This window comes from Burkholderia sp. AU31624, assembly GCF_020420065.1.
Lineage (GTDB): Bacteria > Pseudomonadota > Gammaproteobacteria > Burkholderiales > Burkholderiaceae > Burkholderia.
On record NZ_JAIZRT010000001.1, the window covers coordinates 541,909 to 559,408 of the forward strand.

The following is a 17,500-nucleotide window of genomic DNA, read 5'->3' on the forward strand; positions in this document are numbered from 1 at the left end:
CGTCACTTCAACCCGCCCGCGAACCCGCGCAACAGGTAGCGTTGCACATAGCCGGCCACGGCCAGCGTGGGCAGCGATGCCATCAGCCCCGCGCTCATCAGGTCGCCCCAGTCGATGCCGTTCTCCGTCACGTAGCCGGCAATTGCGAGCGGCAGCGTGAAGCGGCTCGGCGTCGACACGAACAGCAGCGCGATCAGGAATTCGTTCCACGCGGCGATGAACACGAAAATTGCGGTCGCGATCAGCCCCGGCGCGCACAGCGGCAGCACGATCTGCACGAGGCGGCGCGCGAGACCCGCGCCGTCGATGCAGGCGGCTTCCTCGTATTCGATCGGCACGTCGCGCACGAACGCGAGCAGCATCCAGATCGCCATCGGCAACGCGTAGATCTGGTACGCGAGCATCAGGCCGAGCGTCGAATCGAGCAGGTGCAGCCGCTTCGCGAGCGCGAACAGCGGCACCGCGATCGTGATCGGCGGCATCAGCTTCAACGCGAGCACGAGCACCAGGAACAGCAGGTCGAGCCGTGCCGGAAACCGCAGCCGCACGAGCGCATACGCGGCCGGAAACGCGAGCGCCAGCGCGAGCAGCGTCGTGCCGAAGCCGACCAGCAGCGAATTGAACAGTGGCGCGCCGACGCCGTTGGACCAGACCGACGCGAAATGCTCGACGGTCGGCGCGGCCGGCCAGATCCGCAACGGGTGATCGAGGCGTTCGAGCGTCGGCATGAACGCCGCGCCGGCCATCCACAGGCACGGCAGCAGCAACAGCGCGAGCGCGGCGATGCGCAGTGCCCACGGCATCGCGCGACCGAATGCGGCGCCCGTTCGCGCGCCCGTGATGCGAGCGGGTTGCGCCGTCATGCGCGCCGCTTGCGAACCGTCTGCCATACGTACCCCGAGACCAGCAGCGCGGACGCCGCGAGCATCAGCACCGACGCGGCGCTCGCCGGCCCGACGTTGAAGAAGCGGAAGCCCGTGTCGTAGATATAGGTCGACAGCGTCTGCGTCGCGTTGCCGGGGCCGCCGCCCGTCAGCGCATAGACCTTGTCGAACAGCTTGAACGTGTCGATCGAGCGCAGCAGCAGCGCGAGGCCGATCTGCGGCGCCGCGAGCGGCAGCGTGATGTCGCGCAGGCACTGCCACTCGCTTGCGCCGTCGGTGCGCGCGGCTTCGTACAGCTCCTGCGGGATCGACTGCAGCCCGGCGAGCACGATCAGGAACGCCATCGGCGTCCACTGCCACACGTCGACGAGCGCGAGCGACCACAGCGCGAGATGCGGATCGGACAGCCAGCGCACGCCTTCGATGCCGAACGCCGCGAGCAGCGCGTTCAGGAAGCCGTCGAAGTTGAGCCAGTTGCGCCAGATTGCCGAGCACACGAGCGTGGACAGCATCATCGGCAGGATCGCGAGCGGCAGCGCGATGCGCCGCCCCGGAAACGCGCGCACGAACAGCAGCGCGAGGCCGAAACCCAGCGCGACTTCGGCGAGCGACGCGACGATCGTGAAGCGCAGCGTGTTGCCGAAGCCGGCCGTGAACGCGTCGTCGCCGAGCACCGCGCGATAGTTCGCGAGCCCGGCGAATGCACGGCGGCCGGCCGAGTAGTCGACCTGGCAGAACGAATCGATCAGCACCTGCGCGACCGGATACAGCGCGAGCGCGGCGAGCACCAGCAGCGCGGGCCCGAGCAGCGCGACGAACGGCAGGCTGCGGCCGAAGGCTTTCATGCGCTGGGTCCCGGCGAGCGTTCGAGGCGAGCCGTCACTTGCCGGCCGCGGCCGTCGCCTGCGCGATCTTCTGCTGCGCCTGGCGCAGCGCGGCGTCGGGCGCGGCCTGCCCGGTCAGCGCGAGCTGCAGCTGGTCGCCGAGAATGCTCTCGACCTGCTGCCAGTCGTTCACGCGCGGCCGCGCACGGCCGGCTTCGAGCGCCTTCAGCTGATCCGGATACCAGCGGTACTGGCGCACCAGCGCCGGATCGTTGAACACGCTGCGGCGGGTCGGCGGAATGCCGATGCCGGCGAGGCGCGTCTGCGTGTCGCGGGCGGTCAGGTACGCGAGGAAATCCTGCGCGAGCTTCGCGTGCGGCGCGTCCTTCGGGATGCCCATCTGCCAGATGCCGAGCATCGGCGCCGGGCCGGCGGTCTGCCCGGGCGGCGGCTGCAGCGCGATCTGGCCGACCACGCGCGACTGCTTCGGATCGTCGAGCGCCGGCACCCACGCCGGCCATACCTCGATCGACTGCGCGGCCGTGCCGCGCTGCAGCGCATCGCGCACTTCCGCCGCGCCGTACACGTCGACGTCCTTCGGCGCGGACGCCTTCAGCGCGAGGAAGGTCTTCAGCGCCGCCTGCGCCTCACGCGAATCGATCGTCACGTTGCCGGCGCGGTCGAACACGTCGCCGCCGTAGGCCCACAGGATCGGCAGGAAGCCCGTCACGACCGGGTTGCCCTTCGTGCCGCGGAACACGACGCCCGACACGCTCTTGTCCGCGCCGCCGACGGTCTGCGCGATCTTCAGCACGTCGTCCCAGTTGCGCGGCGGCTGCAGCTTGTACTTCGCGAGCAGGTCCTTGCGGTACGCGAACATCTCGACGTTGCCGACGATCGGCAACGCGTACAGCGCACCGGCCGCGTTGCGGCCGAGCGCGACGGTGGACGGCACGAGATCGGCATCCGCGAGCGACGCGGGCAGCGGCTTGAGCCAGCCGTTGCCGATGAATTCGGGCGCCCACGTGTCGTCCATCATCACGAGGTCGTACGTGCCGGTGCCTTCGCGCATCGAGAGCTTGAGCTTCTGGTACAGGTTCGCGTTCGGCAGCTTGAGCAGCTCGATCTCGGTACCCGGGTGCAGCTTGTTGAAGCCGGCGACGGCGTCGGCCAGCCCCTTGCCGTAGATATCGTCGCGGCCTGCGATGACGAGATCCGCGGCAACGGCGTGCGTGGCGGCGAAGGACAGCGCAAGGGCGGCGGACAGCGCGCGCAGGCGGCTCAGCAAGGTCATGAGGTCTCTCTCGTTCGGCGTGGTGGCGGGACGGCCGGGCGTTGCACACGTGTGCAACGCGGGGGATGCTTCCGACCGCCTGTAGCGAACGCCATTGTTCACGCCGATCGTTAAGAATTTATGGCACACGGCGATCGCCGGTGCGCGGCGCCTGCCGAGCGCTTGCCACGGCGAATCGGGCGGCAACCCGGCCGCCCGCCAACCGCCTGCTGCTCGCCGCCCGTTGCCCGTCGCCGGCCGCCCGCGTTTCGCGCGCCGTGTCCCATGCCCTGCGCTTAAAAGTTCACACGAATGCCCGCCATCACCGCCAGTTGCCGGCTCGAGTTGCTGTTCGCGAGCACCGGGATCTGCGCGTAGTTCACCGCGTTACCGTCCGCGTCGGTGCCGAGCCCCTTCCCGCTCGCGATCTGGCCGATCGCGACCGCATACAGCGCCGTGCGCTTCGACAGGCTGTAGTTCGTGCCGACGTTCACCTGGTGGAACCGCGTCGTGCCGCGCCCGTCGGTGTGGGCTGCGTTGAAGATGTACGCGACGCCGCCCTGCAGCGCGGGGGTGAACATATACGTGGCGTTCACCTCGCCGATATCGAACGTGAACGCCTGCGTGCGCGGCTGCGCGGTGGTCGAGAAATAACGGCTGTCGCCGAGGCGCGTATGCGTATAGGTGAGCGCGATCGTCGCGTCGCCGAACGTGACCGAGCCGCCCGCGCCGAACGCGCGCATCGAGCCCGCATCCTGCAGCAGGCAATACATCGCGCCCGGGTTGCTGCACGCGAAATCGCCGATATAGCCGTTCGCGCCGCCGAGCGCCGCGTCGAGCGGCTGGTGCAGGTCGAGGTAGCCGACCGAGAACTCAACCGGCGCGCGCGTGTACGTCGCGGCCAACGCGTAACCGCGCTTCGCGGAGAAATCGCCGGCCTGCCCGCCGAAGCTGAACGTGCCGCCGAACGTGAGGCCGTTGAAATCGGCGCTGGTGAACTTCACCGCGTTGTTGAAGTTGAACGCGGCGTTCAGGTTGTCGACGTCGCCGAGATGCGAGCCGTACGGCGTCGCCCAGTTGTTGCTCGACACGTACGCGCCGAGCATGTCGGTGTACGAGTCGTACTGCCGGCCGAGGCCGAGCGTGCCGATCCCGTCCTGGCGCAGCCCGACCCATGCCTGCCGGCTGAAGGCCGTGCCGCCCTGCAGCGCCTGCCCGTTCGCCGAAAGAAACTGCTGCTCGAGCGTGAACACCGCATTGAGCCCGCCGCCGAGCGGCTCGGCGCCCTGGAAGCCGAATCGTGACGGCACGAGGTTGCCGCCGCCCATCTGCCATGCATGACCGCCGCCCGTGCTGCCGTCGGCGCGCGTGAACTGCTGGTTCGTCGAGTAGATGATGCCGGTGTCCACGGTGCCGTACAGCGTCACGCTGCCCGAGGTCTGCGCCTGTGCGTGGATGCAACCCAGCGTCGCCGCCGCCGCGGCCAGTCGTCGTCCGATCTTCATGTCCCGCCCCTCTGTTGTCATCGATTCGCAGTGCAGATCGATGGGGTTATCGATATGGGTGACAGGACTCTATCCAGCGAAAATTCAGGACCTCTATCGCAAATCGGCAAACAGTCGCACGCGTTGCTTGCGACGGTGCCCGGCGGCGCCGTCGCGGCGCGCGCGCATCATTCGGGGCGCGTCGTCTGCGACGGCAGCTCGCCGAACAGGTCGCGATACTCGCGCGCGAAATAGCCGAGGTGCGTGAACCCCCAGCTCGCGGCAGCCTCGCCGACGCCGAGCTGCTGCACGGGCGTCGTGCGCAGCAGGCGGCGCACCGCGTTCAGCCGGATCGTGCGCAGATAGCCGACCGGCGTGACGTCGGCCACGCGTTGAAAACTCGTTTGCAGCGTGCGGCGGCTGCAGCGCAGCGCGCGACACAGTTCGAGCACGGTGACGGGTTCCTCGGGCCGGTCGCGCAGATGCTTCTCGCAACGGCTCACGATGTCGCTGTAGGTGGCGTGCGTGATATCGCGGCGCTCGACGCCGATGCCCTGCTCGAGCGCATCGAGGAACATGCCGAGCATCGCGTCGCGGAACATCTTGCGGGTGGCCGCGTATTCGAGGTGGCCCGGGTTGCGCTGCGCGTCGTCGATCAGCGACGACAGCCGCACGCCGAGCGCGACGCCCTGCTCATCGGACAGCCGTGTCACGTGGCGCAGCTTGCGCGCGCCGGATGCGCCGAATTCGGCTTCGCAGAGTTCGTCGACCATGTCGGACGCCGCGCTGATCCCGACGAGCCCCATCCCTTCCGGCGTGTGGAATTCGAAATCCTCGCCGGCGCGCAGCGCGAGCAGCGCATAGCCGTCGACGGGCTGGCCCTGAAACGTGCCCGCGAGCGGCACGGACAGCGGCACCGCGAGCGACGTGCGCCCGGCCGGCGCGAGCCCGGTTTGCGCGACTCGCCGGTTGGTCGTTTCGCGGAAGAAGTGGAAATCGTCGTACAGCACCTGCGTGACGGTGCCCTTGAAGCGGCCCGGCGTCATCTGGCGGTAGACCTGATGCCAGCCCGCGATCGCGAGCCCGTGATCGTGCACGTCTTCGTGTGAGCGTGACTGGAACAGCATCGGCATCTCCGGTAAAACCCTTAAACGCGGCCGCCGGTTCCCCGGCGCGCAACGCCACAGCTTACCCGTGCAAAATCTTGCGTAGTGCGGTTTCGAACGCGAGGCAGGCCGCCGACAGCGCGGCGGCCTGCTCGCCCGTCAGGCGAACGTAGCGGCGGAACGACGGCATCCGGTTCACGACCTCGCTGCCGCCGAACGGCACGATCGCAAGCGTCCAGCGGCCGTCGCGCGCGTCGATCGTGCAGTCGGTCAGGTGCAGTGGCCGCAGCGCGTCGGCCAGCGACGGCTCGTCGACCAGCGCAGCCAGCGTGTCGGCGAATCCGGGGTCGCATCCTGGCACGATCACCGCGTCGATACCCGTGCAGCGCAGCCAGCCGGTCTGGCGCACGCGCGCGCTGCCTTGCACGGCCGGGCCGGTTGCGGTTACCGCCACCTTCACGCTGACCGTATGCATCAGGAACTGGCGGTCGACCCGCTCGTCGATGCTCACGCGCACGCCGTTCTGTAGCCGGGCCGTCAGGCTGCCGGCGCCATCGGCATCGGGCTCGGCGCGCAGGTCGGCCAGCACGCGCGCGGCGATCGCGCCGGGCCGATGGCCGGGCGGCGGCGCATCGGACGCCGCGCGCCAGCGTGCGAGCGCGAGCTTCACGATGCGACGTGCTCGTTGCGCAGCACTTCCTCGACCGGCACCGGCTTGAACGGATGCCGGCGCTGCACGACGAGCGTCCAGAACAGCGCGTACAGCGCGGTGAGCCCGAGCATCGCGCCGAACGGCACGTAGATGTCGCGCGCGTTCATGCCCGGCGGCGTGATGTACCAGATCGCCAGGATGATGCCGACGCTCGACACGATCTGCGGCAGCGGGAACAGCGGCGAACGGTACGGGCGTGGCAGGTCCGGGCGGCGAATCCGCAGCATCACGACCGACGCGGTGACGAGCAGGTACGCGGTGCCCCACGCGCAGGTGGCGGCGAGCACGAGGTGCAGGATGCTGTCGAGATTGCCGTTGATCAGCCACGCGTGGAAGATCGGCACGATCGCCGCCGCCACGATGCCGACCACTGGCGTCTTGAAGCGCGGATGCAGGTACGCGAAGCAGCGCGGCAGCGCGCCGTCGATCGCCATCCCGTACAGGATGCGCGGCAGCCCGGCCATCAGCGTGTTGATCGTCGCGGCACCGGCGCACAGGAACGCGATGCCGAACCACACGCGGCCGAACGGCCCGAGCACCTGCAGCGCGAACGCGGGAATCGCGCCCGGCGTGTCGAGCAGGTGCGTGAGGCCGTCGGCGCTCACCGGTACGTTCGCGACCTGGCGGCGGATCGCCGCGCCGTACAGGAACATGCAGATCGCGACGCCGACGAGGCCCAGCGCCATCGCGCGCGGAATCGTCTTGCCCGGCGACTTCATTTCCGGCGCGAGCGGCGTGACGAACTCGCAGCCGACGAACATGAACATCGCCATCCCGACCAGCGACAGCACGGCCGGCACCGACGTGCCGACTTCCGAGCCGCCGAACCAGCCGTCGAGATGCACGGCCGGCGCGGCCGCGAGCCCGAGAATCCCGAAGATCATCAGCGACAGCCACATGCCGGCCGTCAGCACGATCTCGAGCTTGCTGAACACCTTGATGCCGATGATGTTGGTGATCGCGAACGTGACGACGAGGCCGACACCGACGAGCCACGAGCTGTTGTGCTTCTCGAACGCGGCATTCAGCGATTCGAAATTGACGAGCGCCATGATGCCGCTCAGGATCGTTTCCGCCGTGCCGGCGAACACGTGCACGAGGAAATACGCGGAGATCGTGCCGGTGATCGCCCAGAAGCGGCCGAGCCCGCACGACAGGTAATCGTAAACCGAGCCGGCCGTGGGCAGCATCGCGGCGGCTTCGGAGAAGGTCGTCGCCTGCGCCTGCATCATCACGAACGCGATGATCATCGCGACCGCGAACGCCCAGCCGCCCATTCCGAAGCCCGACGTCGCGGTGAGAATCACCGGGCTTGCCATGATGAGGCCGACGGCGCTCGCCAGCGCGGTCGGAAAACCGACCGCACCCGCCTTCAGCGCCGTGCCGCCGCCCGCTTCAGCCGGCGTGCCGGCGGGCGTGTCGCCCGCTGCGCCGGTAACTCCAGACCATCCCGACATCCCTGTCTCCTTCCTGTGTCGCCCCCGGCCGCCGCTTCGTCGGCGGCCGGGGTTCCATGGCTTTGCGGTCAGCCCGGGGCGGCGCTTCAACGCTTCGATTCCCGGGCCCCTAGTCGATCACACCTCGATCCGATGTCGAAAAAATACGCAGGCAAAATAATCCGGTCATAGCGCAAATTGGCAAACCGGCGGCGGCCACGCTGCCCGCCGCCGGCGCGCCGTCACGCGGTCACACCGTCACGCGAACGGCACGGCCTCGAAGCCCGCCGCGAGCGCGTCGACGATCCGGTCGAGCTGCTCGCGCTGGATCACGAGCGGCGGCGACAGGATGATCTTCGTGCCGACCGGGCGCACCAGCACGCCGTTTTCGCGCGCGACTTCCGCGACCGCGTTCGCATAGCCCGAGAGCGGGTCGATCGGCTCGCGCGTGTCCTTGTTCGCGACCAGGTCGAGCGCGAGCATCAGCCCCTTGCCACGCACTTCGCCGACCGCCGCGAAGCGTTCCGCGAACGGCTTCAGCGCTTCGAGCAGATACGCGCCCTGCTTCGCCGCGTTGGCCGGCAGGTCCTCCTTCACGACGATGTCGAGACTCGCGATCGCCGCCGCGCACGCGACCGGATGGCCCGCATACGTGTAGCCGTGCATGATCGCGCCGCCGAAATCGGCGTTCGCGGCGAACGCGTCCTCGATCCGCGCGTTCACGACCGTCGCGCCGAGCGGCACGTAGCCCGACGAGATGCCCTTCGCGAGACACATGATGTCCGGGCGCACGCCCCAGCCGCGGCTGCCGAACATACTGCCGCTGCGGCCGAAACCCGTCACGACCTCGTCGGCGATCAACAGGACGCCGTAACGGTCGCACACCTCGCGCACCAGCGGCCAGTAGTTGGCCGGCGGCACGATCACGCCGCCCGCGCCCTGGATCGGCTCCGCAATGAACGCGGCCACCGTGTCGGGGCTCTGGAACTGGATCTCGCGCTCGAGCATTTCCGCGCAGATCCGGCCGAGTGCTTCGGGATCCTGCGTGAACGGGTTGCGGTACAGCCACGGCGTCTCGACGTGGAAGCAGCCCGGCAGGTTCGGCTCGTAGTTGCGGCGGAACACCGTGTTGCCGTTCACCGACGCACCACCGAAGTGCGTGCCGTGATAGCCCTGCTTCAGCGAGATGAACTTCGTGCGGTCGGCCTGGCCGCGCACCTTCCAGTACTGGCGCGCGATCTTCAGTGCGGTCTCGATCGAATCGGACCCGCCCGAGCTGTACAGCACGCGGCGCATGCCCTCCGGTTCGAGCATGTCGATCACCTTCTTCGACAGCTCCTCCGCGCGCGGATGCGAAATGCCGTCGAACAGCTGGAAGTATTCGAGCTCGTCGAGCTGGCGCACGATCGCGTCCTTCACTTCCTGGCGGTTGTGGCCGACGTTCACGTTCCACAGGCCCGCGACGCCGTCGACGAGCTTGCGGCCCTGTTCGTCGAATACGTAGCAGCCGTCGCCGCGCACGATGCGGATCGGCTTGCGCTGTTTCATCTCGTTCGGGTGCAGCATCGGGTGCCAGAATTTCGCTTCGTTGTAGCTCATTGCAGTCTCCACTGTCGGATCGGTTGAGGTTGAGGTTGAGGCCGCGCGTCAGTGCGCGATGCAGACGGATTTGGTTTCGGTGAAGCCTTCGATCGCGTACTGGCCGAATTCGCGGCCGATGCCCGATTGCTTGTAGCCGCCGAACGGCATCGACGGGTCGAGCGGGATATGGCAGTTCACCCACACGGTGCCGGCCTCGATCTGCGGCACGAGGTTCATCACGCGGGTCAGGTCGTTGCTCCAGAGGCTCGCCGCGAGGCCGTACGGCGACGCGTTCGCGAGACGCACCGCGTCGGCCGCGTCGTCGAACGGCACGACGACGACCACCGGGCCGAACACTTCGTCGCGCACGATCGCGCTGTCCGGATGCGGATCGGCGATCACAGCGGGCTTCACGTAGTAGCCGGGCAGGTCGTCGGCCGGCGTGCCGCCCGCGAGGAACGTGAGGCCCGCGCGGCGCGCGCCTTCGATGTGCTGGACGACCTTGTCGCGGTGGTGCGCGGAGACCAGCGGGTTGATCTGCGCGGTCGTGTCGAGGCCCGCGCCGAGCTTCATCGACTGCGCGACGCCCGCGAGGCCGTCCGCGAGCTGCTTGAACTTGCTGCGGTGCACATAGATGCGCGAGGCGGCCGCGCACACCTGCCCCTGGTTGAAGAACGCGCCCGCGGCGACGCCGTCGAGCGCCCGCGCGACGTCGATGTCGTCGAGCATCACGATCGGGTTCTTGCCGCCGAGCTCCAGCGAAAAGCGCGTCATGTTCTGCACGGCCGCCGCGCCGACCAGCTTGCCGGTTGCAGTCGAGCCCGTGAACGAGATCTTCGCGATCGACGGGTGGCTCGCGAGCGCGGCGCCGCACACGCGGCCGCCGGTGACGACGTTGAACACGCCGGGCGGCACGCCGGCCTCGCGTGCGAGCTCGGCCAGGCGCAGCGCGGTGAGCGGCGTTTCCGGCGACGGCTTCAGCACGATCGTGCAACCGGCCGCGAGCGCGGGAATCAGCTTCCACACCGCGATCATCAACGGGAAATTCCACGGCACGATCGCGGCGACCACGCCGACCGGCTCCTTGCGCGTATAGGCCGTATAGCGCACGCCGGGCGGGAACGGGATCGACACGTCGAGCGTCTGGCCGGTGATCTTGGTCGCCCAGCCGGCCATGTAGCGCACGTATTCGACGCTCGCGCCGACCTCGATCGCGCGCGACACGTGGATCGACTTGCCCTGGTTCAGCGTTTCGAGTTGCGCGAGCGTTTCGGCGTCGGCTTCGATCAGGTCGGCGAGTTTCAGCAGGATGCGTTCGCGGTCGGCCGGGCGCAGGCCGCTCCACACACGGGTGTCGAATGCGTGCTTCGCGCTGGCGACCGCGCGGTCGACGTCGTGTGCGTCGGCGTCCGCGACCGTCGCAAGCCGCTCGCCCGTCGCGGGGTCGTACACGTCGAGCCGCGCGGCCGCGTGGGCGGGCTGCATTTCACCGTCGATGAAGAGGCCGAAGTCGCGCGCAACGAAGGTGCGCACGGTGTCGCTGACGGCGACGAAATTCGTGGTGCTCATGGGCGTCTCGAGGATTGTCGTGGCTGGACCGCGTGCGCACGGGCACGCGGGCGTCGTTCCACTGTATCGACGAGGGTTCGCGCCCGGTGAGCGCAAATTGGCAGCGCGTGGGCGCTGGGGAGAGGGGCGGGTTTGAACCGTGCGGGATGGCTGGCGATCGCGAAAGGTTCGAAGTCCGGGTCGCAATTATCCGATGAATTACAGGAACAACGCCCCGACCAGTTCCGTGCGGTTCGACACGCCGAGCTTGCGGTACATCCGCATCAGGTGCGTCTTGACGGTCGGCTGGCCGAGCGCGAGATCGCGGGCGATCTCCTTGTTCGAGCGGCCATCGCGCACGAGGCGCGCGATCTGCTCCTCGCGGTAGGTCAGCCGCTCCTCGCATCCGATCCGGTGAATTCCGCGCCGCGCGCGCAGCAGCGGGCTCAGCGCGGCTTCGGCCACGGGCTGCAGCCGCGCGAGCGCTTCGATCTCGCCGGGCGCGAACCGCCCTGCCGTGCTGTTGCCGGCCACGCCGCCGCGCGTGTCGCCCGCCTCGAAGCGCAGCAGCGAGAACGCGCCGACCGTGCGGCCCGCGTCGCGCAGCCAGATCTCGACCACGTCGGCTACGTCGTGCCGCCGCAGGAAGCGGGTCCAGTACGCGGACGCGTCGCGCCTTTCGTCAGGCAATTGGGACGCAAGCGTGACGACCGCGCGCTCGCCTGCCGCGCAGCGCGACGGATGCAGCGGATCGAGCATCCGGTAGCGCGCGACATAGGTGCGATGCATCGATTCCGGCATCCCGAACAGCTCGAAATCGGCCGGCTCGCCGCTCTGGTCGAGCCGGTAGAACACGATCGCGGACGGGCTCGCGAACGCGTCGAACGCGTCCACGCACGCGCGCAGCGCGCGTGGCCAGTCGGCGGCGGCCGGGTCGGCGGGAACGGATGAGGTCGGCATGGTGGAATCGGCTGGCGGGCGAACTTATCGAAGATCGAAGTTCGGGCCAGCCTACCGACGCCGAAAAGCGCCGGTGAGCACAAATCGGCAAATCGTCCCGGCCCGGACGGCATCGCGGGTTCGGCCGGGACGATATAAGCGCGCAATGGGGCGCGCCCGCAAGTCAGCGTGCGTTCGCGGCGAACGTGTCGCAGGCGCTCAGTTCGCCCGATTGCATCCCGCGCCGCAGCCAGTACACGCGCTGGTCGCTGGTGCCGTGCGTGAAGCTCTCCGGCACGACATAGCCCTGCCCTTGCTGCTGCAGCCGGTCGTCGCCGATCGCGGCGGCCGCTTTCAGCCCCTGTTCGAAATCGCCGGGTTCCATCAGCCGCTGGTTCGCGCGCTGCGCGTTGTTCGCCCACACGCCGGCAAAGCAGTCGGCCTGCAGCTCCATCCGCACCGACAGCGCGTTCGAGTGCGCCTGGCTCGCCCGCCGGCGCGCGGCGTCGACCTTGTCGGAAATACCGAGCAGGTTCTGCACATGGTGCCCGACCTCGTGCGCGATCACGTAAGCCTGCGCGAAATCGCCGCCCGCGCCGAAACGCTTGCGCAGTTCGTCGTAGAAGCCGAGGTCGATGTACACCTTGCGGTCGCCCGGGCAGTAGAACGGCCCCATCGCGGTCTGGCCCGTGCCGCATGCGGTCGGCGTCGAGTTCGTGAACATCACGAGCGTCGGCGGCTGATACTGCGCGTGCAGCTGGGTATTGAACACGCCCGTCCACGTGCGCTCGATATTGCCGAGCACCTTGCGCGTGAACACCGCGCCCGTGTCGTTCGCCGGCTCGCCCTGCCGCTGCGCGGGCGCGGGCTGCGCCTGCTGCTGGCGGCCCTGCAGCGCCGACGCACCTTCGAGTATCACGCGCGGGTCGATCCCGAAGAAATACGACGCGGCGAACGCAACCACGATCGTGCCGATGCCGATCGTCGCGCCACGCCCGCCGCCGAACCCGCCGGCGCCGCGGCGATCCTCGACGTTCGTGCTTTCCGTTTCGTCGTCCAGCCTCATAGCCGGCCCTCCCTGTTCTTGTCGATGGTCCGGCACGCGAGCGCGCACCGGGCGATAGGTTGTCGTGACACGATCCCCTGCCGATACAAGAGCCGCGCACGGGGGTGCGTACTCCTGCCGGGATCGTCGGCCTGCCGCTCCGCTCGCACGACGGAATCGGCCGGCCGATGCGCCGCGCGTCGATGCGCGGCCCGCCCGCGCTATTCTGCCGGGCTTTCGTGACTTATCGCAAAAATGTGGAGGATAGAGCGATTCGGCGCCGGACATCGTCAGCCTTTGCAAAATGGCCAGCGGCCGCGCGGATCGCCCGGATGCCACCCGCGTTCATCCTTTCGGCTGATACCGGCGCGCGCCGGCGCCGCCTAAAGTGACCGGAAACGACACCATTCCGGAGCACGACATGACCCACCCGCCACCCCGCACGATCGCGATCACCGGCGCCGGCACCGGTATCGGCGCCGCGTGCGCGCGCCGCTTCGCCCGCCGCGGCGACCGCGTCGTGCTGATCGGGCGACGCCAGGCGCCGCTCGACGCGCTGGCCGCCGAAACGGGCGGCCTCGCGCTGGCCGGCGATGCCGCGAGCACCGCCGACTGGGCCCGCTTCCTGCCGCGGATCGCCGAACGCTTCGGCCGCGTCGACGCACTCGTCGCGTGTGCGGGCGGCCACGGTCTCGGCCGCGCGGACGAAACCGACGACGCGCAGTGGCGCGACGCGATGCACGCGAACCTCGACACCGCGTTCGTCAGCGCACGTGCGTGCCTGCCCGACCTGATCGCGCAGCGCGGCAGCATCGTGCTGGTCGCATCGATCGCCGCGCTCGCGGCCGGGCCCGGCGTGTGCGGCTACACGGTCGGCAAGCACGCGCTGCTCGGGCTCGCGCGGTCGCTCGCACGTGACTACGGGCCGCACGGCGTGCGGGCGAATGCGGTGTGCCCCGGCTGGGTCCGCACGCCGATGGCCGACGCGGAGATGGAACCGCTGATGTCGGCGCACGATGACACGCTCGACGGCGCGTATGCACGCGTCAGCGCCGACGTGCCGCTGCGGCGCGCGGCCGATCCGGACGAGATCGCGGCCGTGTGCGCGTTCCTCGCGTCACCGGACGCGTCGTTCGTGACCGGCGCGACGCTCGTCGCCGACGGCGGCGCGATGGTCGTCGACGTGCCGACGCTCGCGTTCGACAAGCTTTGATGCGCGCGGGTGCGCCTCTCGCGTGACGTACGCGTCGCGGGCGGCGTTGCGCGCACGTCCTCTCGTCCTCCCGCTCCAGCGCCTGCCCACGCACGCGCGCCGCGCCGCCCGCTTCTTTCCCGTCCCCGAAAATCCGCTACCATCGACCGATCCCGCCGCCCCGCCCGGCCCCGCCTCACGGTTCGAACGTCGATGAACATCCGGTTTCTTGAAACCTTCGTCTGGCTCGCGAAGCTGGAAAATTTCCGGCTCACGGCCGAAAAACTGCACACCACACAGGCCGCCGTATCGAGCCGCATCGCGTCGCTCGAGGAAGCATTCGACGTGCGCCTGTTCGACCGCAACACGCGCTCGGCCACGCTCACGCCCGCCGGGCGCCGCATGCTCGCGTATGCGGAGCGGATCGTGCGGCTCGACGGCGAAATGCGCCGCGACATCGATGCGGCGAGCGATGCGGGCCTGATCCGGATCGGCGTGATCGAATCGATCGTGCACAGCTGGTTCCCCGCGCTGATGGCGCAACTGCGCGAGCGCTATCCGCGCCTCGACGTCGAGATCACGAGCGACACGACGCTGCACCTGATCCGCCTGCTCAGCACCGACGGCGTCGACCTGATCCTGCAGACCGACCCGGTGCCCGGCCCCGATTTCACGAACCTGCCGCTGTGCGAATTCCCGGTGCGCTGGGCGGCCAGCCCGCGCCTCGGGCTCGGCGGCCAATCGCTCGACGTCGCACGCCTCGCGGCATTCCCGATCATCAGCTTCTCGCGCCACTCGGGGCCGCACGCAACGATCGAGCGGCTGTTCGCGGCCGTCGAGCGGCCGGCCAGCATCAACTGCATCACGTCGGTCGCCGCGATGATCCGCCTCGTCGCCGACGGTTTCGGCGTGGCCGCGCTGCCGCCCGCGATCATCGGGCGCGAACTCCACGAAGGCACGCTCGAACTGCTCGACGTCGAACCCGAATTCCCCGCGCTGCCTCTGGTCGCGACGTATCGCAGCCAGGGCCTGCCGGTGGCCGCGCGCATCGCGGAACTGGCCAGCGAAGTCGCGCGCGCGATGGCCGCCGCCGCGCATCACGCAAAGACGGCCGCGCCCGACAACGTGAGCAAAGCACCCGCCCGTCCCGCGACAAAAGCCGCAGCGAAAGCACCGGCAAAAGCGAAACGCACGACGCCATCCGCCCCGCCCGCCGCGAAACGCCGCCCGCGCCGCTCATAAGAAAACCTGTTCACCGCGAATTTGTTTTCTTGTTGGACGGGCGCGGCCCGTCTTCGGGAAACTGCGGTTCCTGACACCCCGTCACGAGGAACCCCGCGATGACCCGCCTTTCCCTTCCGCACGGCCAGCTTTGCGTCTGGACGGATATCGACTCCGCGCACGAAGCCGATTTCAACGCGTGGTACGACCGCGAGCACATGCAGGAGCGTGTCGCGATTCCCGGCTTCACGCATGCGCGGCGCTTTCGCGCGACCGATCGCGGCCCGCGCAAGTACCTCGCGCTGTACGTGACGGACGCGCTCGACGTGTTCCATGGCGATGCGTACCGGCGCGCGTTCACGCAGCAAACCGCATGGTCGCTCGCAAACTTCGAGCGCATGACGGGCACGCAGCGACGCGTCGGAGAACTGACGATCGAGGCCGGCGACGGCGAAGGCGCGCATCTCGCGCTGTTCGTGCTGCCGCCGGATCGCATCGACGTGCCGCATCTGCGCGAGCGTTTCGACGACGTGCTGCACGAACCGGGCATCCACGCGGCACGACTGTTTTGCACCGCGCCGGAGCTGTCCGCGCCGATCGGCGCCGCTGCAGCCGCCCGCCCGGCCGCCGATGCGCTCGTGCTGATCGAAGGCAGCGATGCAGCCGCGACCCGCCGCGTGGCCGCCACGCTCGCCGGGCACGACGACGTGCGCACCTTCGAGCTGCTGTGGCGCGCCGCCGCGCCGCTGCACGTCACGCACGGCGACGTCGAAACCGCACCCGCTGCCGCGGCATGTTCGGCCTGATCGCCCACGCCGGCCGCACCGCAGGCGCGATGCGCACCCACGCATCGGCCCGGCGCCCATCCCGTTCACCATCACGACCTGCCCGACACCATGAACACGCTCGCCCAGCCCGCCGCCCACGCGCCCCGCCGCGTCCGCACCAGCCGACTCGCGACCGCGAGCATGATCGGCACGTCGCTCGAGTGGTACGACTTCACGATCTACAACACGCTCGCCGCACTCGTCTTCAACCACCTGTTCTTTCCGTCGGTCGATCCGCTGGCCGGCACGATCCTCGCGTTTTCGACCTATGCGGTCGGCTACGTATCGCGCCCGCTCGGCGGCTTCGTGTTCGGCAATCTCGGCGATCGCATCGGCCGCCGCGCGGTGCTGATGCTCACACTGGTGCTGATGGGTGTGACGACCGCGTTGATGGGCGCGCTGCCGACCTATGCGCAGGCCGGCATCCTGAGCCCGATCCTGCTCGTCGCGCTGCGTTTCGTGCAGGGCGTCGCGCTCGGCGGCGAATGGGCCGGCGCAGTGCTGCTGTCGGTCGAGCACGGCGACCAGAAGCGGCGCGGGCTGTCCGCATCGTGGACGCAGATCGGCCCGTCGTTCGGCACGCTGCTCGGCACCGGCTGCATCGCGCTCGTGACGCTGTCGACCACGTCCGGCGATTTCCTGTCGTGGGGCTGGCGCGTACCGTTCGCGGCCAGCGCGCTGCTCGTCGTGTTCGGCTTCTGGCTGCGGCGCGGCGTCGACGAAACGCCGCAGTTCGAGCAGCTCGCCGAATCGCACGCGACTGTCGAGGTGCCCGTCGCCGACGTGCTGAAGGTCCACTGGAAGCGCCTGCTGATCGCGGGTGGCTCGCGGATCGGCTCGGACGTGCTGTATGCGCTGATCGTCGTGTTCACGCTCACCTACGTGACGACCGTGCTGCACCTGTCGCGCCCCGTCGCCTTGACGGCCGTGATGATCGGCACGGCCTGCAACGCGCTCGCGGTGCCGTGCTTCGGCGCGCTGTCGGACCGCTTCGGCCGCCGGCCCGTATATCTCGCGGGTGCACTCGCCGGCATCGTGTGGGCGTTCGTGTTCTTCACGCTGCTCGATTCTGCGCGACCCGGCGCGATCGTCGCGGCCGTTGCGATCGGCCTCGTGATCCACGCGGTGATGTACGGCCCGCAGGGCGCGTTCGTGACCGAACAGTTCCCGACCCGCGTGCGCTATGCGGGCTCGTCGCTCGCGTACACGCTCGCCGGCATCGTTGGCGGCGGCTTCGCGCCGCTCGTGATCGCCGCGCTGTTCCGGCAGACGGGCACGACGACGGCCGTGTCGCTGTATGTCGCCGCCGCGCTCGTCGTCACGTCGATCGCGCTCCTCGTCGCACGCGAAACCGCGCACAAGCCGCTCGCGGATTGAACGTCGCCGCCAGCAAACCGTTTCATTCCTTCGCACTTCAACCGGATAGCC

The 17,500-nt window shown here is 69.2% G+C and carries 15 protein-coding genes; 4 read left to right on the top strand and 11 right to left on the bottom strand.

Features of this window, described 5'->3' with window-relative positions:
• Window positions 1-2 precede the first annotated feature (2 nt).
• From LGM89_RS02520 to LGM89_RS02570, 11 genes are all read right to left on the bottom strand, one after another.
• Window positions 3-890, bottom strand: a complete 888-nt coding sequence (locus LGM89_RS02520) for a carbohydrate ABC transporter permease (RefSeq protein ID WP_413227456.1) — start codon at window positions 888-890, stop codon at window positions 3-5.
• Complete coding sequence (locus tag LGM89_RS02525; protein ID WP_043179796.1) at window positions 860-1,729, bottom strand: carbohydrate ABC transporter permease; 870 nt, start codon at window positions 1,727-1,729, stop codon at window positions 860-862. The genes LGM89_RS02520 and LGM89_RS02525 overlap by 31 nt, the downstream gene beginning before the upstream one ends.
• Window positions 1,730-1,763: 34 nt before the next feature.
• Window positions 1,764-3,002 (bottom strand): ABC transporter substrate-binding protein, encoded by a 1,239-nt coding sequence (locus LGM89_RS02530; RefSeq protein WP_226272193.1) that lies wholly within the window; start codon window positions 3,000-3,002, stop codon window positions 1,764-1,766.
• Between the two features lie 275 nt (window positions 3,003-3,277).
• On the bottom strand, window positions 3,278-4,486 hold the full coding sequence (locus LGM89_RS02535; RefSeq protein WP_226272194.1) for a porin: 1,209 nt from the start codon (window positions 4,484-4,486) through the stop codon (window positions 3,278-3,280).
• A gap of 167 nt (window positions 4,487-4,653) precedes the next feature.
• A complete protein-coding gene (locus LGM89_RS02540) occupies window positions 4,654-5,592 on the bottom strand; it encodes a helix-turn-helix domain-containing protein (RefSeq protein ID WP_039344159.1) in 939 nt (312 codons plus the stop codon).
• Window positions 5,593-5,653: 61 nt separating this feature from the next.
• Complete coding sequence (locus LGM89_RS02545; RefSeq protein WP_226272195.1) at window positions 5,654-6,241, bottom strand: DUF3156 family protein; 588 nt, start codon at window positions 6,239-6,241, stop codon at window positions 5,654-5,656.
• Entirely contained in the window at window positions 6,238-7,740 is a 1,503-nt protein-coding gene (locus LGM89_RS02550; protein ID WP_226272196.1) for an APC family permease, read from the bottom strand. Before LGM89_RS02550 ends, LGM89_RS02545 begins: the two co-directional genes overlap by 4 nt.
• Before the next feature lie 237 nt (window positions 7,741-7,977).
• Window positions 7,978-9,318 (bottom strand): aspartate aminotransferase family protein, encoded by a 1,341-nt coding sequence (locus LGM89_RS02555; protein ID WP_089427101.1) that lies wholly within the window; start codon window positions 9,316-9,318, stop codon window positions 7,978-7,980.
• Between the two features lie 48 nt (window positions 9,319-9,366).
• Window positions 9,367-10,869 carry an aldehyde dehydrogenase family protein gene (locus LGM89_RS02560; protein ID WP_226272197.1) on the bottom strand — a complete coding sequence of 501 codons (1,503 nt, stop codon included), beginning with the start codon at window positions 10,867-10,869 and terminating at the stop codon, window positions 9,367-9,369.
• Window positions 10,870-11,067: 198 nt separating this feature from the next.
• Window positions 11,068-11,808, bottom strand: a complete 741-nt coding sequence (locus LGM89_RS02565) for a helix-turn-helix transcriptional regulator (RefSeq protein ID WP_226272198.1) — start codon at window positions 11,806-11,808, stop codon at window positions 11,068-11,070.
• Between the two features lie 163 nt (window positions 11,809-11,971).
• Window positions 11,972-12,853 carry a neutral zinc metallopeptidase gene (locus LGM89_RS02570; RefSeq protein ID WP_226202673.1) on the bottom strand — a complete coding sequence of 294 codons (882 nt, stop codon included), beginning with the start codon at window positions 12,851-12,853 and terminating at the stop codon, window positions 11,972-11,974.
• Window positions 12,854-13,253: 400 nt separating this feature from the next.
• Here LGM89_RS02570 and LGM89_RS02575 point away from each other — a divergent pair, with 400 nt between their 5' ends.
• The 4 genes from LGM89_RS02575 to LGM89_RS02590 all read left to right on the top strand — a co-directional run bounded on the left by LGM89_RS02575 (window position 13,254) and on the right by LGM89_RS02590 (window position 17,449).
• Window positions 13,254-14,045 (top strand): SDR family NAD(P)-dependent oxidoreductase, encoded by a 792-nt coding sequence (locus tag LGM89_RS02575; RefSeq protein ID WP_226272199.1) that lies wholly within the window; start codon window positions 13,254-13,256, stop codon window positions 14,043-14,045.
• Window positions 14,046-14,237: 192 nt separating this feature from the next.
• Window positions 14,238-15,266, top strand: coding sequence for a LysR family transcriptional regulator (locus LGM89_RS02580; protein WP_089496574.1), 1,029 nt, complete (start codon window positions 14,238-14,240; stop codon window positions 15,264-15,266).
• A 98-nt stretch (window positions 15,267-15,364) separates the two neighbouring features.
• On the top strand, window positions 15,365-16,051 hold the full coding sequence (locus LGM89_RS02585; protein ID WP_226272200.1) for a DUF4286 family protein: 687 nt from the start codon (window positions 15,365-15,367) through the stop codon (window positions 16,049-16,051).
• Window positions 16,052-16,129: 78 nt separating this feature from the next.
• Window positions 16,130-17,449: an MFS transporter gene (locus LGM89_RS02590; protein WP_226272469.1), complete on the top strand. Its 1,320-nt coding sequence runs from the start codon at window positions 16,130-16,132 to the stop codon at window positions 17,447-17,449.
• The last annotated feature ends 51 nt before the right edge of the window (window positions 17,450-17,500 follow it).

Coding starts and splice junctions, on each gene's coding strand:
- LGM89_RS02520 (WP_413227456.1), bottom strand. CDS start 890: ATGGCAGACGGTTCGCAAGCGGCGCGCATGACGGCGCAACCCGCTCGC.
- LGM89_RS02525 (WP_043179796.1), bottom strand. CDS start 1,729: ATGAAAGCCTTCGGCCGCAGCCTGCCGTTCGTCGCGCTGCTCGGGCCC.
- LGM89_RS02530 (WP_226272193.1), bottom strand. CDS start 3,002: ATGACCTTGCTGAGCCGCCTGCGCGCGCTGTCCGCCGCCCTTGCGCTG.
- LGM89_RS02535 (WP_226272194.1), bottom strand. CDS start 4,486: ATGAAGATCGGACGACGACTGGCCGCGGCGGCGGCGACGCTGGGTTGC.
- LGM89_RS02540 (WP_039344159.1), bottom strand. CDS start 5,592: ATGCTGTTCCAGTCACGCTCACACGAAGACGTGCACGATCACGGGCTC.
- LGM89_RS02550 (WP_226272196.1), bottom strand. CDS start 7,740: ATGTCGGGATGGTCTGGAGTTACCGGCGCAGCGGGCGACACGCCCGCC.
- LGM89_RS02555 (WP_089427101.1), bottom strand. CDS start 9,318: ATGAGCTACAACGAAGCGAAATTCTGGCACCCGATGCTGCACCCGAAC.
- LGM89_RS02560 (WP_226272197.1), bottom strand. CDS start 10,869: ATGAGCACCACGAATTTCGTCGCCGTCAGCGACACCGTGCGCACCTTC.
- LGM89_RS02565 (WP_226272198.1), bottom strand. CDS start 11,808: ATGCCGACCTCATCCGTTCCCGCCGACCCGGCCGCCGCCGACTGGCCA.
- LGM89_RS02570 (WP_226202673.1), bottom strand. CDS start 12,853: ATGAGGCTGGACGACGAAACGGAAAGCACGAACGTCGAGGATCGCCGC.
- LGM89_RS02575 (WP_226272199.1), top strand. CDS start 13,254: ATGACCCACCCGCCACCCCGCACGATCGCGATCACCGGCGCCGGCACC.
- LGM89_RS02580 (WP_089496574.1), top strand. CDS start 14,238: ATGAACATCCGGTTTCTTGAAACCTTCGTCTGGCTCGCGAAGCTGGAA.
- LGM89_RS02585 (WP_226272200.1), top strand. CDS start 15,365: ATGACCCGCCTTTCCCTTCCGCACGGCCAGCTTTGCGTCTGGACGGAT.